23 protein-coding genes and 2 pseudogenes are annotated in these 20,824 nt (G+C 50.5%); 11 read left to right on the forward strand and 14 right to left on the reverse strand.

Annotated features, from left to right (window positions below):
* The first annotated feature begins 470 nt into the window (after positions 1-470).
* The 3 genes and pseudogenes from ACP7EW_RS05335 to ACP7EW_RS05345 form a co-directional block, all read left to right on the forward strand.
* Positions 471-764 carry a hypothetical protein gene (locus tag ACP7EW_RS05335; protein ID WP_426215746.1) on the forward strand — a complete coding sequence of 98 codons (294 nt, stop codon included), beginning with the start codon at positions 471-473 and terminating at the stop codon, positions 762-764.
* A gap of 15 nt (positions 765-779) precedes the next feature.
* Positions 780-1,382: a DUF262 domain-containing protein gene (locus tag ACP7EW_RS05340; RefSeq protein WP_426215748.1), complete on the forward strand. Its 603-nt coding sequence runs from the start codon at positions 780-782 to the stop codon at positions 1,380-1,382.
* A 705-nt stretch (positions 1,383-2,087) separates the two neighbouring features.
* Positions 2,088-2,438, forward strand: a pseudogene (locus tag ACP7EW_RS05345) (histidine phosphatase family protein); the annotation flags it as partial.
* 127 nt (positions 2,439-2,565) lie between these two features.
* Here the strand turns inward: ACP7EW_RS05345 and ACP7EW_RS05350 are convergent.
* The 11 genes from ACP7EW_RS05350 to ACP7EW_RS05400 all read right to left on the reverse strand — a co-directional run bounded on the left by ACP7EW_RS05350 (position 2,566) and on the right by ACP7EW_RS05400 (position 10,920).
* The gene (locus ACP7EW_RS05350; RefSeq protein WP_426215750.1) at positions 2,566-3,276 is read right to left on the reverse strand and encodes a hypothetical protein; all 711 of its coding nucleotides are present in this window, start codon (positions 3,274-3,276) and stop codon (positions 2,566-2,568) included.
* A gap of 249 nt (positions 3,277-3,525) precedes the next feature.
* The gene (locus tag ACP7EW_RS05355) at positions 3,526-4,236 is read right to left on the reverse strand and encodes a hypothetical protein (RefSeq protein ID WP_426215752.1); all 711 of its coding nucleotides are present in this window, start codon (positions 4,234-4,236) and stop codon (positions 3,526-3,528) included.
* Positions 4,237-4,320: 84 nt separating this feature from the next.
* A complete protein-coding gene (locus ACP7EW_RS05360) occupies positions 4,321-4,764 on the reverse strand; it encodes a hypothetical protein (protein WP_426215754.1) in 444 nt (147 codons plus the stop codon).
* 57 nt (positions 4,765-4,821) lie between these two features.
* Positions 4,822-5,190: a histone-like nucleoid-structuring protein, MvaT/MvaU family gene (locus tag ACP7EW_RS05365; protein ID WP_426215756.1), complete on the reverse strand. Its 369-nt coding sequence runs from the start codon at positions 5,188-5,190 to the stop codon at positions 4,822-4,824.
* Between the two features lie 77 nt (positions 5,191-5,267).
* Positions 5,268-5,669, reverse strand: coding sequence for a hypothetical protein (locus ACP7EW_RS05370; RefSeq protein ID WP_426215758.1), 402 nt, complete (start codon positions 5,667-5,669; stop codon positions 5,268-5,270).
* Positions 5,662-6,165: a hypothetical protein gene (locus ACP7EW_RS05375; protein WP_426215760.1), complete on the reverse strand. Its 504-nt coding sequence runs from the start codon at positions 6,163-6,165 to the stop codon at positions 5,662-5,664. Before ACP7EW_RS05375 ends, ACP7EW_RS05370 begins: the two co-directional genes overlap by 8 nt.
* 232 nt (positions 6,166-6,397) lie before the next feature.
* Entirely contained in the window at positions 6,398-7,078 is a 681-nt protein-coding gene (locus tag ACP7EW_RS05380) for a hypothetical protein (RefSeq protein ID WP_426215762.1), read from the reverse strand.
* Positions 7,079-7,192: 114 nt separating this feature from the next.
* Complete coding sequence (locus tag ACP7EW_RS05385; protein WP_426215764.1) at positions 7,193-7,993, reverse strand: hypothetical protein; 801 nt, start codon at positions 7,991-7,993, stop codon at positions 7,193-7,195.
* Between the two features lie 262 nt (positions 7,994-8,255).
* Positions 8,256-9,152, reverse strand: a complete 897-nt coding sequence (locus ACP7EW_RS05390; protein WP_008438068.1) for a ComEC/Rec2 family competence protein — start codon at positions 9,150-9,152, stop codon at positions 8,256-8,258.
* A gap of 58 nt (positions 9,153-9,210) precedes the next feature.
* Positions 9,211-10,002 carry a hypothetical protein gene (locus tag ACP7EW_RS05395; protein ID WP_426215766.1) on the reverse strand — a complete coding sequence of 264 codons (792 nt, stop codon included), beginning with the start codon at positions 10,000-10,002 and terminating at the stop codon, positions 9,211-9,213.
* 57 nt (positions 10,003-10,059) lie between these two features.
* Complete coding sequence (locus ACP7EW_RS05400; protein WP_368979103.1) at positions 10,060-10,920, reverse strand: helix-turn-helix transcriptional regulator; 861 nt, start codon at positions 10,918-10,920, stop codon at positions 10,060-10,062.
* Positions 10,921-11,042: 122 nt separating this feature from the next.
* Here ACP7EW_RS05400 and ACP7EW_RS05405 point away from each other — a divergent pair, with 122 nt between their 5' ends.
* Genes ACP7EW_RS05405 through ACP7EW_RS05420 form a run of 4 tightly spaced genes read left to right on the forward strand, consistent with a single transcriptional unit; the run spans position 11,043 to position 15,596 of the window.
* A complete protein-coding gene (locus ACP7EW_RS05405; RefSeq protein WP_168224312.1) occupies positions 11,043-12,218 on the forward strand; it encodes a metallohydrolase in 1,176 nt (391 codons plus the stop codon).
* Complete coding sequence (locus ACP7EW_RS05410; protein WP_426215769.1) at positions 12,215-14,491, forward strand: Mov34/MPN/PAD-1 family protein; 2,277 nt, start codon at positions 12,215-12,217, stop codon at positions 14,489-14,491. Before ACP7EW_RS05405 ends, ACP7EW_RS05410 begins: the two co-directional genes overlap by 4 nt.
* Entirely contained in the window at positions 14,492-14,962 is a 471-nt protein-coding gene (locus ACP7EW_RS05415; RefSeq protein ID WP_047573592.1) for a hypothetical protein, read from the forward strand.
* 43 nt (positions 14,963-15,005) lie between these two features.
* Positions 15,006-15,596 carry a hypothetical protein gene (locus ACP7EW_RS05420; RefSeq protein ID WP_426215772.1) on the forward strand — a complete coding sequence of 197 codons (591 nt, stop codon included), beginning with the start codon at positions 15,006-15,008 and terminating at the stop codon, positions 15,594-15,596.
* A gap of 133 nt (positions 15,597-15,729) precedes the next feature.
* Here the strand turns inward: ACP7EW_RS05420 and ACP7EW_RS05425 are convergent, their stop codons facing one another.
* Positions 15,730-16,425: a hypothetical protein gene (locus tag ACP7EW_RS05425; RefSeq protein WP_426215774.1), complete on the reverse strand. Its 696-nt coding sequence runs from the start codon at positions 16,423-16,425 to the stop codon at positions 15,730-15,732.
* Positions 16,426-16,707: 282 nt separating this feature from the next.
* Here ACP7EW_RS05425 and ACP7EW_RS05430 point away from each other — a divergent pair.
* The 4 genes and pseudogenes from ACP7EW_RS05430 to ACP7EW_RS05445 all read left to right on the forward strand — a co-directional run.
* A pseudogene (locus ACP7EW_RS05430) lies at positions 16,708-17,181 on the forward strand (hypothetical protein); the annotation flags it as partial.
* A gap of 212 nt (positions 17,182-17,393) precedes the next feature.
* Positions 17,394-17,612: a hypothetical protein gene (locus ACP7EW_RS05435; RefSeq protein WP_426215776.1), complete on the forward strand. Its 219-nt coding sequence runs from the start codon at positions 17,394-17,396 to the stop codon at positions 17,610-17,612.
* Positions 17,613-17,691: 79 nt separating this feature from the next.
* Complete coding sequence (locus ACP7EW_RS05440; RefSeq protein WP_426215778.1) at positions 17,692-18,234, forward strand: restriction endonuclease; 543 nt, start codon at positions 17,692-17,694, stop codon at positions 18,232-18,234.
* 194 nt (positions 18,235-18,428) lie between these two features.
* Positions 18,429-19,244, forward strand: a complete 816-nt coding sequence (locus ACP7EW_RS05445; RefSeq protein ID WP_426215780.1) for a DUF1206 domain-containing protein — start codon at positions 18,429-18,431, stop codon at positions 19,242-19,244.
* Positions 19,245-19,277: 33 nt separating this feature from the next.
* Here the strand turns inward: ACP7EW_RS05445 and ACP7EW_RS05450 are convergent, their stop codons facing one another.
* Positions 19,278-19,481, reverse strand: a complete 204-nt coding sequence (locus tag ACP7EW_RS05450) for a hypothetical protein (protein WP_426215782.1) — start codon at positions 19,479-19,481, stop codon at positions 19,278-19,280.
* 643 nt (positions 19,482-20,124) lie between these two features.
* Positions 20,125-20,679, reverse strand: coding sequence for a hypothetical protein (locus tag ACP7EW_RS05455; RefSeq protein ID WP_426216391.1), 555 nt, complete (start codon positions 20,677-20,679; stop codon positions 20,125-20,127).
* Positions 20,680-20,824: the final 145 nt, after the last annotated feature.

Here is a 20,824-nt window from a genome sequence, read left to right on the forward strand (position 1 = left end):
CATCAAGCAAGGCCGGCGCCCTCACCTGGTGATGCACACGTCATCATGACGCTGAACTTGGAGCTGCTTGAGCTCGCCGAGCACGTCGGCATCCTGCTTTCAGAATCTCGGCGAGTTGAGATGGAGTGCGCTCTGCTGGCCGAGCTCAACTCCATTGAGGCATACCCCCAATGCAATTGAGGCGTTCGCTATGCTCCGGGGGCGTGACGTTGCTCTCGGTATCAGTAGCAGCCTTGGCAAGCCCTATCGCGCGGCGGTGGAGCAGCTTTTCCCGAGCATGAATAACCAAGCATTCAGCTTCGAGATCGGCGCTGCCACACCCGATCCTCGTATTACCAGGCCCCACTAGAGAGGCTTGCTGGTTGCGATGAGCCTTCAACCTGGACTGCAGACAAAATCTTCCGCACCAGCTCAAGGTTTTCCAAAACCAACCGTTTGTCATAGGTATGTATCCCTTCGAGCGAACCGCTTTGATCCCACCAACCGATGAATACGCACAGCGATTGAGTGCCGCCATTTCGTTTCCCAAGACGATCCTGGGCAACCGCCAGCACGGTGCCTGGCAACGTCTGATCAGCGTCATCAAGTCTTCGGAAACCCTTTCTGCATTTGATAAAGCAGCAGCCTATGTAGAGGGCTACGCACATGCGCTGGTCGACAGCGACCAGATCCACATTTCCATCGAACGAGATGTATTGATCATCGAGACTGTCGACGCATGGCGATGCGCCCGAATTGATTCCAGCACCTCCACCAATTTGTAGCCACCAGTGAGTACCATGACTTCTATTTTTCAACGCTATGCCGACGACGAACCGTCTGAATTACGCATCCGGATGCCGCAGCGGGTTCTGGCTACAACCGTCAGTCATTACCCAATTGATGTTCTGGTAGGTCACTGGGAAAAGTATTTGGTAGAACCGTCCTCCGCTCGCGATAGATCTCCGTGGGCTGAGCGGTTTGCCATGGGCATGCCAATACCTAAGTGGGCGCGCGGCGTGAAGTGGAACGTTGGCCAGCAGGCTCGTTTCATTACCTCTGTGTGGTCAGGGGGAGACCTGGGAAGCTACCTTACAAATGACTGGTCGGAGCCGGCGAGCACTGGCAGGGCATTGGCGGAGAACAGCGAGATTCTGGTCGATGGCCAGCAACGGCTCCACAGCCTTGAAGAGTATTTCCTTGATCGTCTTGCGGTGCCAGATGCACAAGGTCAGCCAAGGGTCTGGTCTGAACTCGGCAATAGCGAACGGAAGCGTTTTTTGTCGACGATCTTTAGCCACGCGAAGGTGTCTTCTGGCGACGAAGTAGCATTGCGAAAAACGTGTGATCTTTGCGCCCAGGGCGTTGTGCCTCGGTCATTTGAACAGCGCGCCTTGAGGTAGTATTCGACGCTGCGGTTGTAGTGGCATGCCCTAGCAGGGACGGCTGTCGTTAACCAAGTCCTGTCTACGACAGGTCTTGGCCCTTCGGGCTTCCATCCTCATGCCCTTCGACCCTCCTGGTCTGCGCGCTCCGCTTGCAGAGTGATCCGACTCACCTTCCTACTTGGACATTGGCTACCGCTCCCACATACTGCTGAGCATCCGATCAAAGACGAGGCCGGGCAGATGGGTTGGCTATTTTGGAAAGACAAGCGCCCCGAGTGGATTAGGGCGGAAGAACGAGAGTTCATCAAAGCTGCGAACCGGTTGAAGACGCTTCAGGTAACACCTCGCGGGGGCATGCGCATTGACCCCCAGGAGCTCAGGGATCAGATCATTGAGGCCCGAGAGTTATACAAAGACTTGGTTCAAAAATAACGGTAGCAAGCAGGCAACCTGCTTGAAGCTTTTGCCCTTTAGAAAGTTTCAAGCCTCGCCTCTATCCCGGCCTTTTTCGCCATCGCGATCATGATGTCGAGGCGGTAGGCATCCACGATATATCCTCCATACTCATCACCGCTGGTATTCAGGTGCAGGTAGCGTTTGCCAAACCTGGCCAGCTACTCATCAAACTCGGCAAGCACCTTTACAACAGTCGTCCCCTCGCCTTGCTCGTACGGATACAGTTCTTGAACGCCACAGGGCTTGGTCAGATACGGTGCCAGATATTGGAATCAGGCCGACCCTTCGTCTGTAGACGGTGATGGTGATGGTGCAGAGTCATTCCTAGAGTTTGTATCGCGGGCACAAGCGTTTCTGGGGCGGCTTGCCGCCTATCCAGCGAAGGACATAGTAGTTTTCTCGCATGGACAGTTCATCAACGCAATGGCGTGGTTGATCGAGCGACAACCTACGGAGATCGACAGTCGCGTTATGACAGATTGGCGAGAGTACGAAATCGCATATCACGTTGAGAATTGCGACGGGTACCGGCTGATCTGCGATCAGGGGAATTTTGGCTGGAGGCCTATGCCAAAGAATGCTGAGGGCGCGGCTCTTCGAGCGCGGCTGTCGTAAACCAAGCCGCCCCTAAGGACGTCTTGCCCCTTCGGGCTTCCATCCTCACGTTTCTAGCCGTGCCGGCTTGAGCGCTCCGCTTGCTAGTTTTCAACACGAGCGATCTTACAGTCCATAATAACCTGCATTAAAAGACCTGCAACGAATGTAGAACTAATAAGGTAGGCCCTACCACAAGAACATAAAGCGCAACAAAGTTTCGAGCCGCGTTTACGGATCTGCCCAATAAAAATTTGGAAACCTTCGAAACAACAACCATAAAAAATAGAAGCAACAGCGGGAAGATCGAAAAAACGACGATATTCATAAGCCCCATAAATAGCCCGCCAATACCACCTATAATCGCCATTGCCAGGGCGAGCTGATAGTCCAGCAGTTCATGTCCCAGCATCAAACTGAGAGGCGCTGCAGTCGCACGTAGAAGGCTGCCCGGCAGCAGGTGGAAGTAATCACAAGCCAAAAAAATAAATGGGATACAGAAAAATAACGCCGCCCACCCCAACATATCCATCAGCTGGCTTTTGATATCCATGCCAACCCGAATGGATAACCAAAGCCCCATGAACGTTACACAGTAGACAGATACAACAGGCTTAGCAGAAGCTGGCAGGATAAAAAAAGCCATTACAGACGCGATAGCCAGCCATCCCATAGCTTTGCCCAAAAAAGCCATCTCTTTTTTGTAATCCGCATTGGCACGCCAACGCAAGAAAAACAGGCCTAATGACGATAGTGTCGCTAAAACCTTCTGACCCTCAGGCGTCTTTCGTAGGTTCCCCTCTCCCCAAGCGGTCATCATAAATATTTGGATGATGAGCAGGATAATGCTTATAGCCATGACGCCTCACGTTGGTCAGGTAATACCTAGCATGAAAAAAGCTGACTAGGCGCACTGCATCTCACAAACTGATCGGCAGGAGCGCCCATATCTTTAAATAGCCACGCCTGAATCAAGCACTTCGCGGCCTCACTGGGGTCATGGACGGGAAGCGTCCCAATCGGTTGGCGATGGGCTATCAACATGGTAGGCCTGGATAGGAACGAGAACACCAACGGGCGTAAGTGTCTCGCTTCTTTGCTAGTGGAATCACTCAAGATCACGGTTAGCCAGAGATATCTCGATCAGCTCTATACGATAAGTGTCACGATTGGTGATAAAGCGCACGCACATCGCGCCGATGGAAATTGCAAAGAGGAACGCTATCAATATAGTTACGATTTTAGTCGATGCCGGACTGTCTAAACTTGTTGAAAATAGAGCTGACCAGTTGCCTTGAGTGAGCATGTTGCCGAGCGTGAAATTTAAGATTAAGAGAGAGAACACTGCAAATTTTTTACCATCAGCCTCAATGAAGTAACCCAAACGCCGCTCCAGCCTCTTTATCTTAAGCTCCAGGTGACGTTTGGCGCTTTTTAGGTCTACCGCGTCGTAGCACCTTAGTTGAGCGGCAAAGGCCTGATCATGGTCAATCTCAGCATCCCTGAGAATGCGTGAGCGTTCCCTCCACATCCATATACTGCAGAACATTAGAATGGGTGGACATAATAGGGACAGCGTCGCAATTAGTTGGGACAGCACTGCGCTCCAAACAGCAAGGCTGACCCATCCGCTCGATAGTTGAGAGACAAACTTGTGCCAGATGGCGAGCAGTGTGAGCAAAAAGAATGGTACAGAGGCGGCAATAACCCCATATTTCGAAACTCGATCTACGACGAGTTCAAATTTGGTCAAGGCGTGGCGCGGACGGTAGGGCTTCATGGCCTCAAGGATATTTAAAAGTATTTTGAGATTCTGCATACATTCTCATTTCAAGAGTTACTGACAGCATTGGAGACAGGTGGTGTCATCAGTAGGGCCTAGACACACACTCGACCCGCAGGCTTACTTTGGTAAGCCTGCGTCATCTGCCTCGTTTTTGTTGATGCGTTCTAGCACGCGCTCTAGGAATCGTCGCTCTTCACCATAGAAGAATGCGGAGGATTCATGAAGCGCTAAGTGCTTGGTGTCCTCCTGCCACTCGCCGTACCAAGCGTCTGGTTTGTCGACATAGATACCAGGTCGGTTGGAGAATTGGTCACCGGTGATGTCGACGATCAGCCCATCGACTTCAAGCCAAGCATGTGAAGCGCCGTCCTTCATCCCGCAAACGTAGAAGAATTCGCCGATCCCTACGGTGTTCAAATAGTCGCCCATGAGCTCAGAAATGATCCCGCAGCATCCGCGTGGGAAACCTTGGATGTGCATGGGAACATTGCCCGTCTCTACGATTATCTGGACTGCCAACCTGAAGCTCGTTGCCAGTTCAAGCGCTGCTGAACGAAGCATTTCCTAGCCCCCATAAAAAAGGGCCCCGCAAGGCCCTCTATTTGTACTCAACCGAACTTACTGAGCCAGCCAGCTCTCGACGGTGTCGGAACCGTATTCAGCTTTCCACTCCTTCAGAACCTTGTGGTTGCCGCCCTTCGTCTCGACAACTTCGCCCGAGTGAGGATTTTTGTAAACCTTCACAGCGCGAGCTTTACGGGTGCCCTTGGTCTCAGAAGCTGCAGGCGCACTGCGGCTGGAAGACTGTGGGTCGAGAATCGCGATGATGTTGCGCAAGCTGTAACCATACTCACCTAGCAGGTCACGAAGTTTCGTCTCGAATTCAATTTCACGCTTCAGACCATCATCGTTTTTCAGTGTTTCAAGCTCTGCCAATTGGGCAGCAAGCTGTTGTTCAAGCGCGCGGAATTCAGCGAGACGGGACATGTAACACCTCAGATATTTAGTGTTGCCAGTATAGTCAGCACTATCCAAAGTAGACAATCGAAGGTGCCCTTCGACGCTTAACGCTCATGCTCACGCCTTGCAGACATGTGAGCACCCAAGTGCTTCGTCTCAGCCTGCCATTGAGCCAGAAATTTTTCCCAATCATGGGCGTATGGGCCATCGATCAGGCGCGTCGAGCCGATGCTCGCTTGTAGAAAACGCTCACGCCACGGCTGTGGAATACTTGCCTCGTCCACAATGTTGATACTGGAACGGTGGCGCTCAATCTGGACTGCTTTGCGGACGGCATCGGTATCGAGGCTTGGATGACTCAGCTTTAAGTCGACCCGTTCCTGGTCGTCAATTTCGTCTAGAACATCCAGAATCGCGGCAGCCTTCGGATCGCCTGGCATCAGGTGCGAAAGTGTCCAGAGGGCTTTGCGCCTGACAGACTCACGCGTACGAAGATCATCAGCCATGTTCAATGCCTCGATTGGAGCCGGCAGTCAGTCGACGATAAAGGTCGGCTAAGAGGCGAGCATCCAGCAGTGCGTGGTGTGGAAGTTCTGGCAGCACCACGTCGCCGATAGCATCCGCTTCGAGATGCCTGAATAGCAGGATCAGGTTGGTTGGACTATTGGCAACGTTAGCAGGCCAACGATGATTTACGTATGCCAATTGGCAGAAGAGATCCCAGTCCCAATTAGGAGCGTCCGAACAAATCTCAAGCGGGCCATCAAGATTGCTCAAGAAAGCGAGCAGTGAGGTTTGAGCTTCGACCAAGGGTTGCCCATGTTTAGGTAGGTTGAGCTGAGGCAGGACGTTCTGGATCACGAAGTAGCTGCAGTCTCCCACTAGATATGTGTTTGTGAGCTCGACGTAGTATTCGTGGCCGGCTTCGGACACGAGTGCCAGCGAAATCAGCTTAGTATCTCGGTTGAGCTGAGTGAATTCGCAGTCTAAAAATAGCTTCATTCCCTCCTCCCTTGAGTACCTGTTTCAGGTCTGCCTGAGTACCTTTGACAAAACGATCTAAGCCAGCTGATTTTTCCAGGTACCTAGGGGACACGTTTGGACGGCATAGGATACCCATATGATCGTCCGCGTCAGACTAGAGTAGTCATGCGTTCAAACTCCCTCGCATTCAACTCCATTCTTAACAACAGGCAGATAGTAGTGCCAAAGCCTTGATCTTGATACGTGAAAATTAAATTATCGGAGGTTTGATTCTCCTGCATTCGTAACCCAACTTCTTAATAGCGCGCCGTTTTATGTCTTTAGGCCTGAGCTCATGGATTTTTATTACGCCCTTTGATAGGCCACCACCAATACTCTGATCGAGCTCCATAACCAGCTGAGAGCAGAAATGCTTCTCGAGATCAGTTTTCATAAATCCCGGAAGGTGTAACTTATCAACAGCACGATTAAATCGCTCCGGCCAAGCACAAGTGTAAATAACCAAAAACAATAGTCCCATTAAAAAATTATACCCGGCCAAAATAAGCCAAGGCGCATTGTAATCAAAAATCAGTTTGGAATTTACAAGTAAAAAGCAAACCAACCAAAACCAAAACCCAAACCTGACAAATCCAGATGTAAGGCTGCGAGGCAAGTTGTAGCCGTCCCGCTGAATACCCGCTACTGATTTTTGCAACAGACTCTCCTGATGTGGACTTAACTCGGTAGGTCTCTTTAAAAGATAAACTCTTCTATTATCCTTCAAAAAATCAGAAAGCGACTTCGGACGAGTCCCCGTTGGAGCAGACTCAATGACACTGCTACTTGAAGTCGCCAGGGCAACGTGACTTACGCAACTCACCGTTCCGATCCGAATCCCCCAACTCGGCAAAGTATTTGCAGACGAGACAAGTAAATCTCCAGCTTTCATAATATTTAGCTCCATACTACCCATAGCATTTCCCTAGACTACTCATTTGAGCGTTAAATTGCGCACAGCGTATTTCTGAATTTTCGAAAAGCGACGAGCCGTTAAAAAAAGATTCTAGAAATTTCCCGGTAACGCAGCCTCCGCCCCCCATCGATAGACATCATCACCCAAAACTTTCCTCAAGAAATTCACGGTTACGTGATATTTAACCGCTGCTGCGCTCATAAAATCGTTCTTTGCGGCGTAAAATTCTGCCTGCTCGCGAATAAACTTGAATGCCAGAATATCATTCGGAAATTCCGGCTCATCGTACAGCGAATACGGCGTAGGGACTTCGCCTACGAGGAACAGGTCGTACCACCCTCGGAGCTTTATGAACGGATTGAGCAGTAACACATTGTCCCCCCTTTTTAACCAAGTCCCTTCCCGCTCCCAAGAGACAATCGAGCCAGGATTATTCTGTTCATAGGGCATCCATGCTGAAGACAGCACTGTGATGCCAATCCACTTTTCAGCTTGCTCGGCTCTGTAAGCCTCAATCAAAGCCTTACCAAAGTAGAGTTGGTGCCGACCGGTAGTATCGAGATCAACTTCAAATTCCCCAAAAGAGATTGCCCCCCTTGCAGGAATCCCTTTTGCCAAAAGCGCTGAAAGCAACATTGCACCGATGGCGTAAACATCCAGAAAGGCCCAATTAGCATAACCTTTGGGATCTTGGTAAAAAATAAATGTATCGGAGAAATAAATAGTCTTGAAAAGACCATTCATTCTTTCCCAGTAACCAAATGCTTTTAGAGATTCATCAATCACCCCGTAAACTTCCTGAACGCTTTTAGTCTCGACCAACTGACTAAACCCCAGGATATCCAAGAATAGCAGGTAACGTCCTTCAGAAAGCACAGCTTGATTAGTCATGATAAAACACTCTCACTTCGAGTTCGCCATGCGTCTAAAACTTCCAGAACACTGCTCGATAACAATCCGCTCGAGCTTCATTGTCTTTTTAATTACCTCTGTTTCCCAGGCCCTGCCAGCCCTGCCCTCAGAACCTTTCGATAACATCCAGAGAATATTTTCTCCAATGACTGCGGGTAATGGGCACCTAGGCTGTGGGTACTTGCATAAGAATCTTATGAGGCAATCCCCCCGAACAAATACCTTCAAGCAGCCAGCCAAATCAGAGTGTGTACTCAGTCTCGACTTCTAAGGAGCCAATATATCCTGGGTAAGCTCGCTTGCCATGATCCTCAAGATAATCGCGCTCATACTCTTCGTTCGTTACATAGATATCAACCATGTTATCTACGCAATCCATCGTAATATGGCCTGCTTTGTTTTGGGTAATAACGTTATAGCCGGTGTAGTAGTGAAGATGCCGCGATGGAGCTTCACCGATTACAATGATTTGAGGATCAAGCTTCTCGAGCCAAGAGTCTGGAATTTTACCGGATGCTCTACCGTGATGAGAGGCGAATACGACGGTTGTTTTTTCCAGTTCGATGTCATCTACAATGCTCTCCATGAAGTCAGTCTCGAGATCACCTAACCAAAGAAAGCTTGCCCCTCCTTTTACAGAGTACCTCAATACACAGGACACGTTATTGAAGCTTTCACCAGCATCGCATTTACGCAAAGCTTCCTTAAAGTCTGCGTTAGAGGTATCCGGCCAAAGAACATGAACCCCGGAAGATCCACGGTCGTCATCGCCTTGATTAAGCCACTTACGCTTTGAACCTTTCTCAAGGAAAAAAGCCTTCCCGCTATCCCTCAAGGCACAATAATGAAGAAACGAATCCGTTAGATCCGGTTTTTGAGCCTTGTTTTTTACGCAATAAAAATTCGCTATAGGAAATTTTTTATCGAGTTTCTCGATGCCTTTGAAGTGATCCTCATCCGGATGAGTGCAGATGAAGCGTCGCATACTTTTGGTTTTTGATACTTCCTTGAGCTCGGCGATAATCTCATCGGAATTCCCAGCATTCAGATTACAATCAATCATGGTGAAGTTGTCACCACCATGAAGAATATAGAACATATCGCCATTACCAACGGACAAGCTTTTTATCGTAGGCATTTTGCCTCCCTGCATGATTATAATTGACTACTTGTATTAAAGTTAAATCCGTATGAGTCTAGGGCTCCACCGGCGCTTGGGCTGGTTTCTTTCTTGACCTCGGATTGGGTAGGGAACCAAGGCACTCGAACAGGCGTTCCGCATAGACAAAACCCATCCGCTTTACAGCATCCTTGTCGAAATAAAATAACCAAGCCATCAAAAGTGACCCAGAAATAAGAATTGTGAGCCCTGCTGCAAGCCCTGGATCTGCCAAATGAATCGGCTCAAAATGAGGCGGCTTGACTCGAATTACTCCCGCAATCAGTCCGCCATACCCTAATCCGCAAAGGCAAGACAGAATTCCTACAGCCTTCATCGCGAGCATATTGCGATGAAAGCCATAGGCGATATTTTCTTTCAGTAGGAGATTTTTATTGCCACGAGTTAATTCCCTGAGGCGCTTAGTCGCGCCAATATAGATATCATCAGCTTTAGCAGGATCCGATTTTTCATGCTTTTCACTAGGCATATCAATTCCCAGCTTTGACGATATCTGTTGGTGATATCTCTGCTTACTGACGCTATCCAGGAATTTATCACTGTGCCGCAAGGCTAAAGTCGTAGGCATTCCTCCCCATGTCTTTAGCAGCTTTTCTTCCAGCTTTTTTCCTCGACCACGAGCAACGCTCGCCAACGCGTAGATTGCACCACACCCGCCCAGCAGTCCAATGACACTGGTAAGTACGGGATGTTTAGCACCATAAACGCACAGTAAGGGCACAAGCAGCGGCAGTGAAACCAGAAGCCCTGGTATCACTCTAGCCTTTCGCTCGTAGGGATCTTTCACCAACTCTAATATCGCAACCATGTTTAATCCATCAGTAGATTTGCAAATATCGGCCTGAATTACTGTGCACGAGCTAGATTACTCACCTAACCATTGTTGGCACTCTGGCTGATTGAGAAGTACCAGTTGCTGTGCTTTAGGATCAGGATTGTGGTTCCTGAGACCAAGCTTTTGTAGAAGATACCAAAGCTGAGATTGACGGGTGGTCAACGTACTTTGGCCATCCTGCATACCGTAATCCAACTCAATGGCACGACGACGCCCTTCGTCCAACTCAGGGTTAGCTCCAATTACAACCTGTACATAGGTATGCCATAACTTATCGTAAGGTGGTGTAGACGGCAGGTCTTTCGGAACCAACGAAAGTATTCTTGCGAGAACAAAATCTATGTGTTGGTTACGTCTAAAACAATAGGCCCGCACATGCCATCTGTAGCCATCGAACCCTAAAGCATGTGGCGCGACAGTCCTGATGGTTGGATCTGGCCCACTCATCGATTGGTAATTAATCTCAAGCGCTTCCTGCCGCTGAATAGCTCGAAGAATTTTTATAAGCGCCGGCTTATCGACTAGACGGATAGGGTTGGGCACCGAATCCATCGGAGGCGCCCAACCGATGAAGCTTTCTGCTTCATCAATCACGCCCATCTCCCGTGCGAGAAGCTCGTCCAAATAGCGCAAACCGTCGTCAGGAGCAAATTTCGGGGTGAACGTGTCCGTGGCCACATAGGCCTTTACGGTCTTGTCATAGACTGCATTTCCTGGCGCCTGCTCCAAGTAACTAGCGAAGTCTAAAGAAGCCTGCGGAGCAGAAATTCCGAAGAAATCGAGCAGATCAGCCCGATTTACCCGTCCTTCCCACAAAAGCCTGAAGTCAATGAACTCCAAACGGCGCATCTGGCCCCAGCGGCCTGCCTTTTTTGGTGGGTGGTCAGTCATCTGTTGAGCCTAGTGCAATGAATGGTGCGATGGTAACACTACTAAAAACTAGACTCATCTAATTTTTATGAGTACCGTATTGCCATCACGACGATTCGCGTCTTCTTTTGGGGGTGTGCACCATGGCTGGACAAATTGCGTTTTTCCCGGTGGGTAACGGCGACATGACCATGGTGCGACTGGCTAACGCCGATGCCACTACCATCATCATTGACGTCCGGATTCGCCAAGCGGCAGATGATCCTGAGGATGAGACGCCGGATGTTGCGGGGGAGCTGAGGAAGCAGTTGCTGACAGATGCTGACCAACGCCCCTACGTGGATGCGTTTCTTCTCAGCCATCCTGACGAAGATCACTGCCTCGGCGTGCGCAAGCATTTTTGGCTTGGGCCGATTGAGGACTACCCGGACGATAAAAAGCCGCAAGCTGAAAAGCGAATCGTGATTCGTGAGATGTGGTCGTCTCCTATGATTTTTCGGCGACGTAACTCGCTCGGCCTAACACTGTGTGACGACGCCCACGCCTTTCACGTTGAAGCAAGGCGCCGAGTCCTTCGCTGGAAGGAGCTCGGCTACGCAGTGGTTGGTAATGGGGTTCGAGTTTTCGGTGAGGATGAAGGAGGTAAAACCGACAACATCCAACCCATCCTAGTGAAGACAGGGGAGACATTCTCGACCATTGGCGGGCATACCTACGGTGACTTCTTCAGCGCAAAACTCTTGGCACCTATGCCCAAGCAGGATGACGAGACAGAAGAGACTCTTTCGAAAAATCACTCAAGTGTGATTTTGAGTATCGAGTTGGCTCCGTCGTCATTCAGCCGAAATAAAACTCGCTTTCTGACTGGTGGCGATGCCCATACCTCTATCTGGGAGCGAATCTGGGAACGTTACAAAGAAACTCCTGAAGTGCTGGAATACGATCTGCTCCAGGCTCCGCACCACTGTTCGTGGCACGCACTTTCGCACCACAGCTGGTCGACTTATGGGGAAGATGCAGAGGTATCCGAGGGTGCAAGATCTGCGTTGGGTCAAGCTCGTCAGGGTGCGATCATTGTCGCCAGCAGCAAAAAGGTGGTCGATGACAAAAACGACCCACCTTGCATTCGAGCTAAGCGGGAGTACGAGTCCATCCTGGATGACGTCAACGGGATTTTTCTGTGTGTCGGCGACAAGGCCAAACCAGAGACGATCCGGTTTGAGGTCACATCATCGGGATTGGTGAGAGCAGCTGTAGGGATCGCGGCAGCGAGCAGCGCTGTGGCAGCGGCGGCACCTCGGGCAGGAGTCAAGAAGTGAGCCTCAGTCTCATCGAGTGGGGTAACCCACTCGAAGATGGAGCGCAGGCACTGACACTTCCCTTGTCGGTTGAGATCTATCGAGCATGCGAAAGGCATGAATACTTCCAGATCCAGGAAGTCCGGTCGCTATCAGACGGCACAGGCCTGACCGAGATAATTGTGGTGAAGGCCGGAGACGGGTCGGTTGGGGCCCACAACCCAAACGGTATCTTGCGTAAGGAGTGGTTAGCACTCACTGTGAACGCGGAGGAAGACCCACCTGTTGGGGTGAGGGCTTTAAGAAGTGAGTTCCCTGTTCTAGGCCATCAAAATTACACCCGTACCGGCGAGCCACTTTCCTTATGCTTGTACAACAGCACATGGTCAGAGATTCAGCGCTCCTGGACTCCTCAAAAGTTTCTTGCGAGGGTGCTCTGGTGGTTGCGGGAATCAGCCGAAAATTCGCTTCATCTCGGCGATCAGCCTTTGGAGCAATTATTTTTCAACACATCGTTCCAAATTATCTTGCCCGCCAAACACGCCCAGGAATCTTTAAACCCTGCTCGCCGCTTGGTTCTTGTTGAAGCCGAGTCCGGTAGCACTGAGGTCACCACTTACCTTGGCTACTATGTAGATGCGAATGCAGCAACGGCATGTGGAATGAAGGGTATCCCTACCCTTCGCGTTAATTTGCCGCCTGTTGAAAGCTCGCGCGTCGAGCGCTTCCCAGCGACCTTGGGAGACCTTGACCAATGGGTGGCTGTTCGTGGCGGTTCCTTTTTTGACGAGCTTACCAAAGCAATCAAGCAGTTGATTTCGGTCACTGATCTTTCATCCAATGAACAGCGTCCAAAATGCGTTCTTATTTTGCTATCGGTTCCGAGACTCCGGAACGGGACAGTGGACAAGGTTGACGACCTCGCCTATTGGGTTACCAGTTCCCTGCTCCATCTGGGTGAAGCCTGCGGGTTGCTTTTTTATGATGAATACCGAGGAAGCTGGAGCCCCGTTGAGCTCATAGGCCAAACGCTAGAGGAGCGATGGAAAGCTATTTCAATTTTGCCAACCCAGCTTCGATATAAGCTCGACAAGCCACTCATCCGGTCATTGTCGTGCCTGGAATCTGCAGATTCGGATTTCGAAGGAGTGATCGCTGGGGTAGGTGCTCTCGGCAGCTCCATGGTGGAAACGTGGACGAGAGAGTCTTGGGGTCAGTGGACTTTGATAGATCCTGACCAAGCTATGCCTCACAACCTGGCACGGCACATCATTTCGGATTCTGCTATCGGATCCCCGAAAGTCAGAGCCGTTAAAAGCATTCTGGATCAAATATTCCCCGAACAACCACCGCATATGGCGATTGACGCGAGCGTTGTCGACGAAGATGTGAATGTCTCGGCGGCACTAAGCAACGCAAGCTTAGTAGTGGACGCCACGACGACGTTGCATGTACCGAGGGAATTAGGTGAGCGTGATGGAACACCTCGTACTGCAAGCGTATTCCTCACACCTTCAGGTAGAAGCTCAGTATTGCTTCTCGAAGACCGCGACAGGGGCGTTCGAATATCGAGCATCGAAGCCCAATACTACCGTGCAATCCTTGAGTCGCCGTGGGGAGAACTTCATCTTGATGGACACAGCAAAGGTGAATGGGTCGGGAACGGATGCAGAGATATTTCCCTCAGGCTTTCTGTCGAACTGATTCGCCTCCATGCATCACTCCTCAGCCGGCAGGTAAGGCTGAGCCAAGCCAAATCGGGGGCGCGAGCGTGTGTATGGGATGTAAACGATGAAACCGGCGGCGTCGCAGCGCATGAAATACCCATTTCTGAATCAAAGGAAGCACGGTCAGATGGCTGGACAGTCCGGTGGGATCAAGGATTTATTGAACAAATCCGCAGCCTGAGAAGCCAGGCGCTACCTAATGAAACAGGTGGAATATTGCTTGGATACACTGACCATCAGTTGAAAACTATCAATATAGTCAAAGGAATGCCTGCCCCTCCAGATAGCGTCTCTACACCCACCTCCTTCATTCGAGGGTACGAGGGCCAGGAAGAAGTGCTTCTTGATACGCGTCGGAGAACAGCCGGGATCGTCGACTACATCGGTGACTGGCATTCGCATCCGCCCAAGCACTCGTCACGTCCGAGCTCCGACGACATGAATCTACTAGCTTCCTTAGCCCTGACCATGGCCAACGATGGCCTGCCAGTTGTCATGTTCATCATGGGCGAAACTGATTGCACAGTTACTATCGGAACGTGCTCCGACCAATTGAAGGACTATTAAGTGCTGCTTCTGATCGTAGGCTATCTTGTGCTGTTGCTGTTCATCGCGACCTACTCGATAGGCGCAATGGCGCTAGGTTGGCTTGCACAACCTTATGAGGTGCTACGGATTCCGTTGATGTGTGGTGCAATTGGTTGCGTGGGGGGCTGCCTTTACTGCCTCAGGGCTGTGTACTTGAACAAATGCGTCCACAAAAGGTGGGATACGGACTGGTATGCGTGGTACTTCATCCGCCCCATTACGAGCGTGATTGCTGGTGCCGTTAGTTATCTTTTCCTCAAAGCGGGCTTGCTGGTATTGGAATCCAGCTCTAAATCTGACGCGAGTGAAATTGGTTTCTTCGCGCTGGCTTTCATCGCAGGGCTCAACGTCGATAAATTTGTCGCAAAAATTGAAGAAGTAGCTAAAGCAGTGTGGGGGATAGATAAGAGCCGCGCCTCCGAGACTCGCTCCCCGCCCGACAATAGATGAACAGTGACATTTTACAGCTCAGTACAGAATTTCAGGAGCAACAATGCGCATACGCATCAAGTACCAGGATGGCGCAGGTAATATCACAGAAAGGGATATATCGGATCCCTGCAAGGAAACTGATAAAAACATTGATGCCTTTTGCCACATGCGAAGTGAGCGTAGAAGCTTCCACCTTGACCGTATAATGCATTCCGTGGCAACAGATACCGGCGAGTTGCTCAATCCGTATCAGCTAGTGCCGCTGATGCGAGACCTTGACTCACTTGATTCGCTCACTTGGAGAGTCAGACCAGCTATTAAGGCTTTGAAGTTTTTTAGCCTAACCACCCGAGGCTTTTCCAAAAGGGAGCGTCAGCACCTAAACAAATTCGTCAAAGAATTGGTTGCTCTTCCTCAAAGCGACGAGGAAATCAGTGACTGGGTCTACGATCTTTGGTGCGCTGATTTGTACCAGTACCGTGACGGGGACTACAAAGAATACAGAGGGATACTGGAATACATCCCGCCCTCGCTTCTGGAGGTGTGCCGCGCATACGCTATTAGAATAGTAGGAGGGGCCGCTAACAAACCTGAAAACTCAGCATGGAGTGAAAGGATTGAAGAAGAATTCGGGCCACGCCCGCCGGTCTGAATCCTCGATAACCGTTCCATGGCTGTTGACGCAAAGAAACAACCAGCCATGGTACAGTTAAATCATGAGTTATCTTAATCGCTGATCTATAAGGACGTAACGCTAGCTAGCCAACCAATCAAAACATGGTTAGTCACTTTTCGCCTAAGTAGCCGCAGACCACTGCATACACTGCAGGCTCTTGGATATAAATAACGGCTAAACTTAAGAATACCATCCCAAAAATCGCGGACACCACTCCCCTTACGATACCGAAGTCATTGACGCCTCGCTGGAGTTTTACCGAGCAAACAGTAAATGCAAGGTAAAATACGCCGATTAAAAAGTTCGACGTCCTGGAAACAGAACTTGCGGATATTGCTGCAGTGACATTCGCTCCAAATTCCCAGAGCTCACAGCTATGTGCTAAAGCGGTCATTCTCGAACCCAGCGCTGGCATCTCAGCGATCTTCATAAAGACTAGGCAAATCGAGATATAAAAAAATGAGTTGATCGTAGAAAACAGCGCCCCCTTTCCAAACATGAAACGTGCGCCTAACCAGAAGCAAGCTCCATAGAGGATCAGGAGCATGCAATTCAGGACAACCATGACGGCTACAAAGTCTTTACCCAGCTCTATCCCAATCCCTTTCAGCGATGGAAAGCTTAGTAGTGATAACGCAACGGCCATTACGAGCCCGATCAAGCTGGCTTGCGCACACCAGTAATTGCGCAGCTTCATATCTTTGAAAAATTCGGTCGGAGTAATTATGGAACGCTGTAGATCTTTAGCTCCAGCCACGAACGTGGGAAAAACGCTCTTGATCACAGAAAATATACCGTCAGACACGCACAGCCCCTTAGCTAATTAGTGAACATTTATCATCGGCGGCACTCACAAATTCCTTAGCGAAACTACAATATTTTTTCACTGGTATTTTTCGAGCGTTATCTGTTCGTTCGCAGCATACTTCTCAATGCGTAGAGATATGCCACACGCTTTTTAATACGGTTATGATTTACATCAACTAGAACAACGCGATCCTCCACCCTTCGATGGGCTGCTATACCACGAACTGGGGGTGTGCTCCGCTTAAACCGAATCGGCGCTCAAAAATTCAGGAAAGCCCTCATGGCCCAGCCGCTTTTCGACTTTGACCTCAAACGCGTCTCGCACAAGCACTACATAACAGGCAAAGCCGCCATCAATTTCCCTCATCCCGAAAGCACCACAGGTGGGTGGCATTTCCTTTCCTATTTTGATCGGGAATCGGGGGTGGCTAAGGTGTCGTTGGCAGGTATCCATTATCCTGACACCACAGCCTACTTTGGTGACCTTGGCATCATCGACGTGACCGATGAGCTAGCAAAGCGTGGGTGGTCAGTGAATGGCCATCGCCTGTTCATGGCAGATCACTACAGAGCGGCTGCGGACATGATCGTTAGATGGGCATTGAGTGAGTCCATCCACTGCAGCGTCGAGATTGATGATTGGTTCCCCTCTCGTGCGGAGAGACAGCGACTGCTTGAGATTCTAGATACAGGAAGGTCAAAGCTTTCCGAGGTTGGCCGATGGCAAAAAGTGAAAGATTGGCTGCGTACGCAAACCTCAAGCTCGGGTAGACACGTATTACCCATCGCGTGCTCGATAGACCAAGCACGGCGGGCAAGCACAGACGGTGAGTGCAGCCTTCTGGCCCCCTGTCAGCCCAGGTCGTCCTCTTCCAAAACATCAAGCAAACCTATGCGACTACCCGCACCGTTTGAGCCAGCGGTGAGATGAACTAGGCTCTGTGCATCATCCCAAGGAAGACCGCCATGCCAGATAACTCGAACTACAAGATCGCCACTGCGGACGCCCTGACATTGCTGCTGCATAACCAGTACGCACTAGGTGCAGCAATAGAAGAAATAACCAAGTGGCTTTTAGAAAATGGAGTGGGAAGCGTCGCCGCTCATGCGATGTCGGCCATGGAAGCGCTGGATGCAAATGCTCAAGCCATCACCGATTCCATTTTGAGGATTCGACAGTCTTAAGTGCTGCTACCCCGAGCCATGCGCACCTATCGCGCACTGCCAATTCGACTGAACGATGAGGAAAAGAATGTTCCCTCCAATGGCGAATCCCAACCTCGAAATTACCGCCACTGAATTCGAGTTCTTGGTCAGGGACTGGATCCTCAAGCAAGGAGGTGAACTGACATCGCTGGAGGTTACGCACGACGCAAAAGTCGAGGCCTATGACTCAACCTACCAGATCGACGTGCTGGCGAAATTCCAAGCTTTTGCAGGCGCCGAATTCATCGTGCTGATTGAGTGCAAAAAATACCGCAACGCAGTCGAACGGGAGCTGGTTCAGGTACTGCACGACAAGGTGAGATCCGTCGGCGCTCATAAAGGAATGCTGTTCACCACAACAGGGTTTCAATCTGGAGCGATAAAGTACGCTACGGCACATGGTATAGCGCTGGTCTCGATAATCGACGGTGTGGCTACCTACGAAACTCGCTCGGCGTATCCGGTTGCGGCGAAGCCACCGACTTGGCTCAACCTTCCGAAATTTGCGCTTTGGCACGTCGGTGAAAATGACGCCGGCAACATCACGATGAAATCCTTGGGTCGTGCTGGTACCGAAATCACCGACATGTTTGGTGACTAAACCTAACTTTACAGCCTAGGCATCTATAAACCTCCATGTTAGTGGGTACTCAATGAAATCGATGGACGTACCGCACTCATGTTTTATGTCGGCAGTCGTCTTGGGTAACGAATTCGCCGCAGTCACCGGCTTGATATAGAACCCTACCCAGCGAGAGGGGTTTGCTCTTGTATCAGATCTCGGGAATACATCGAATGTCCGCGCAACACAGCCTAGTAATACTCGCTCGTGGAGGCTACGCCGCTCGAGGATTGCTGTATTTGATCATCGGTATTTTCGCGTTGCTCGCAGCACAAGACTCGACAAAACCGAAGGACAGCCACAAGAGCCTGGAAGCATTGCTGAGCCAACCATTCGGCTATTTTCTGGTTGGGCTTGTGGTAGCGGGTCTGCTTGCATTTGCGGCGTGGCGCGTGCTTCAGGCAACGCGTGATGTCGATCATCATGGCAAAAAATTCAAAGGTTTGGTAATTCGCGCAGGTCTGTTCGCGGGAGGTATGGTCAACGGCGCTCTCGCATTTTTCGCGTTGGGCCTACTCATTAGCGGTATTAAAAGTTCGGGCGATTCCGGAGGGCAAGCCAAAGACTGGCTAGCGCATTTTTTGACTTGGGATCACTCGAATCTATTGATCTACCTGATCGCTCTCGTTCCCCTTGGTGTGGGGGTTGCTCACATCATCAAGGGATGGAAGGCGTCGTTCGAGAAATACTTTGAAGCTGACGAAGACGTCATGCGGTATGTCCGTCCGGTGTCGCGGTTCGGCCTAATAGCCCGAGGGGTTGTTTTTATAGAGATTGCGTTGCTGCTTGCAATCAGTGGTTCCACTTATCAAGCCATGGATCCACCTGGTATGAAGGAATCACTGGATGCGCTCCAAAATCTACCTGCTGGTTGGTTGATTTTGATGGTGATGGCCTTAGGGCTGATTGCTTTCTCGGTTTACAGTTTCTCTGAAGCCTTTTGGCGCAAGATCAACATGGATGTGCCGGGAGTACCGAGCAGGGGTTGATGAGAAACGAAAGTCTTACTGCCATGAGGAGCCTTACTCGCACCAAGGCCTCCATGTTGGCGGGTGATCTACGATATCGATGGACGTACTGAGTTCGTCTTGCATGTGCTCGAAGACTTTGTCGAGACGCGGATGAGCTTTGGATTCTCGCAGTGCATTTACTAACTCCAGAAGCTCTCGACCCTGGGCTAGCGGCATCTGGATATCGCAGTACACCGTGTCATCATCTTGTCCCATGCCCTCACCCGCTCAGTCTTTTTTAGATTTGTTTCTTGCGGCCCGATGCTGCTCCAGGTGTCGCATCTCTGCTTCCCAACTCGCCAGGAATTTATCCCAGCCTGAGGCGTATGGCCCATCGACCAACCTGGTCGACCCGATGCTTGCCTGATGGAAACGCTCCCTCCAGGGTTGCGGAATGGTATGTTCCAAGATGATGTCGATTCCGGAGGGATGACGCTCCACCGAGACAGAATTACGAACCTCAATGAGTTCGAGAGGCTTCTGAGTAGAGGACGTAGCGTTTAGATCTAGGTCGTCGAGCTCATCAAGGGTGGCAAGGAGCTCGGATGCAGTGGGATCGCCAGGACGGAGGCTGGCAAGCGCCCACGAGCCCTTCGCCTAGCGCCCTCAAGCTGACGGAGTTCATCGTGGGTCATTTCAGCCGCATCCTTGTTGATTTATATCGGGCAGTAGCCATGGCGTGCCGCCTTCGGCGGATGGCTGGCGTGAACCGAGCCGTGGCAAGCCACGTCTCGGCCCTCCGGGCTTTCATCCAGCACGCCTGCGCGCTCCGCTTGCCCGATACTCGCTAGGAAAGGAAAGTCTGACGCAGCGATCATGAAGCCGGTGCGGGTGTAAGCGTGCCCTACGTACAGGATTATTACTTGTGGAGCTTACTGAAGCGACTCGATAGCGCTGCGGCTTCGGTAGCCTCCCAAGCTTCAGGATCAGACGTAGCGTTGAACATCACCCATGCCCTCCACAGGAAAAAGGCGGCAACCAAGCTCGACTCAATTACTGCAAATACCGTAGTGGTATACATATAATCTGAATTTTCTCCGAAGAAAAACAGCACTGGAAATATCGAAGCGATCCAGCCGGCGACGAACGTTAGGCAAAATGCGATGGCCGCAGTGACCGTCAGGAAAAGCGGGACTTGATATCTATACTGGGTTGCAAATGATTTCTCGCCGTTCTGCTTCGCTAGGCCGTACAAGATGCCTGTGTTTTTTTCCTTGTCATTACTTCTTTTAAAAAGGCCATACAAAGTTACACTCTCGCCGGCTTCTAACTCTTCGTAAAACTTATTCGACACTTGCAAATTTGGGATAACTGCACCGTCAATGCTGACTTTAGCTTTATGTCCGCCGTTCATTCGATCAACAGATCGAACGTAGTCAACTTTTCCTGAAACTTTCACGCAATCGAACTTCATCACTCACTATCCCTGCCTTCGCTTAAAAAAGTGGATCTGGTTCTTGCCAAGACATCGCTCAGTGACTATTGCAGGCGGGCATACGTGGGCCATAAACGTTGAACTTGATGAGCGCGTCTCACATCGAGACGTCCCTGGCGGTGTC

Origin of the sequence: Pseudomonas sp. DWRC2-2 (assembly GCF_049897885.1) — a bacterium.
Taxonomy (GTDB): Bacteria; Pseudomonadota; Gammaproteobacteria; order Pseudomonadales; family Pseudomonadaceae; genus Aquipseudomonas; species Aquipseudomonas azotoformans_A.

Bases quoted from the DNA above. Each gene is read 5' to 3' on its own strand.
- ACP7EW_RS05340 (WP_426215748.1), top strand. From the start codon at position 780: ATGACTTCTATTTTTCAACGCTATGCCGACGACGAACCGTCTGAATTA.
- ACP7EW_RS05350 (WP_426215750.1), bottom strand. From the start codon at position 3,276: ATGGCTATAAGCATTATCCTGCTCATCATCCAAATATTTATGATGACC.
- ACP7EW_RS05355 (WP_426215752.1), bottom strand. From the start codon at position 4,236: ATGCAGAATCTCAAAATACTTTTAAATATCCTTGAGGCCATGAAGCCC.
- ACP7EW_RS05360 (WP_426215754.1), bottom strand. From the start codon at position 4,764: ATGCTTCGTTCAGCAGCGCTTGAACTGGCAACGAGCTTCAGGTTGGCA.
- ACP7EW_RS05365 (WP_426215756.1), bottom strand. From the start codon at position 5,190: ATGTCCCGTCTCGCTGAATTCCGCGCGCTTGAACAACAGCTTGCTGCC.
- ACP7EW_RS05370 (WP_426215758.1), bottom strand. From the start codon at position 5,669: ATGGCTGATGATCTTCGTACGCGTGAGTCTGTCAGGCGCAAAGCCCTC.
- ACP7EW_RS05375 (WP_426215760.1), bottom strand. From the start codon at position 6,165: ATGAAGCTATTTTTAGACTGCGAATTCACTCAGCTCAACCGAGATACT.
- ACP7EW_RS05380 (WP_426215762.1), bottom strand. From the start codon at position 7,078: ATGAAAGCTGGAGATTTACTTGTCTCGTCTGCAAATACTTTGCCGAGT.
- ACP7EW_RS05385 (WP_426215764.1), bottom strand. From the start codon at position 7,993: ATGACTAATCAAGCTGTGCTTTCTGAAGGACGTTACCTGCTATTCTTG.
- ACP7EW_RS05390 (WP_008438068.1), bottom strand. From the start codon at position 9,152: ATGCCTACGATAAAAAGCTTGTCCGTTGGTAATGGCGATATGTTCTAT.
- ACP7EW_RS05395 (WP_426215766.1), bottom strand. From the start codon at position 10,002: ATGGTTGCGATATTAGAGTTGGTGAAAGATCCCTACGAGCGAAAGGCT.
- ACP7EW_RS05400 (WP_368979103.1), bottom strand. From the start codon at position 10,920: ATGACTGACCACCCACCAAAAAAGGCAGGCCGCTGGGGCCAGATGCGC.
- ACP7EW_RS05405 (WP_168224312.1), top strand. From the start codon at position 11,043: ATGGCTGGACAAATTGCGTTTTTCCCGGTGGGTAACGGCGACATGACC.
- ACP7EW_RS05420 (WP_426215772.1), top strand. From the start codon at position 15,006: ATGCGCATACGCATCAAGTACCAGGATGGCGCAGGTAATATCACAGAA.
- ACP7EW_RS05435 (WP_426215776.1), top strand. From the start codon at position 17,394: ATGCCAGATAACTCGAACTACAAGATCGCCACTGCGGACGCCCTGACA.
- ACP7EW_RS05440 (WP_426215778.1), top strand. From the start codon at position 17,692: ATGGCGAATCCCAACCTCGAAATTACCGCCACTGAATTCGAGTTCTTG.
- ACP7EW_RS05445 (WP_426215780.1), top strand. From the start codon at position 18,429: ATGTCCGCGCAACACAGCCTAGTAATACTCGCTCGTGGAGGCTACGCC.
- ACP7EW_RS05450 (WP_426215782.1), bottom strand. From the start codon at position 19,481: ATGGGACAAGATGATGACACGGTGTACTGCGATATCCAGATGCCGCTA.
- ACP7EW_RS05455 (WP_426216391.1), bottom strand. From the start codon at position 20,679: ATGAAGTTCGATTGCGTGAAAGTTTCAGGAAAAGTTGACTACGTTCGA.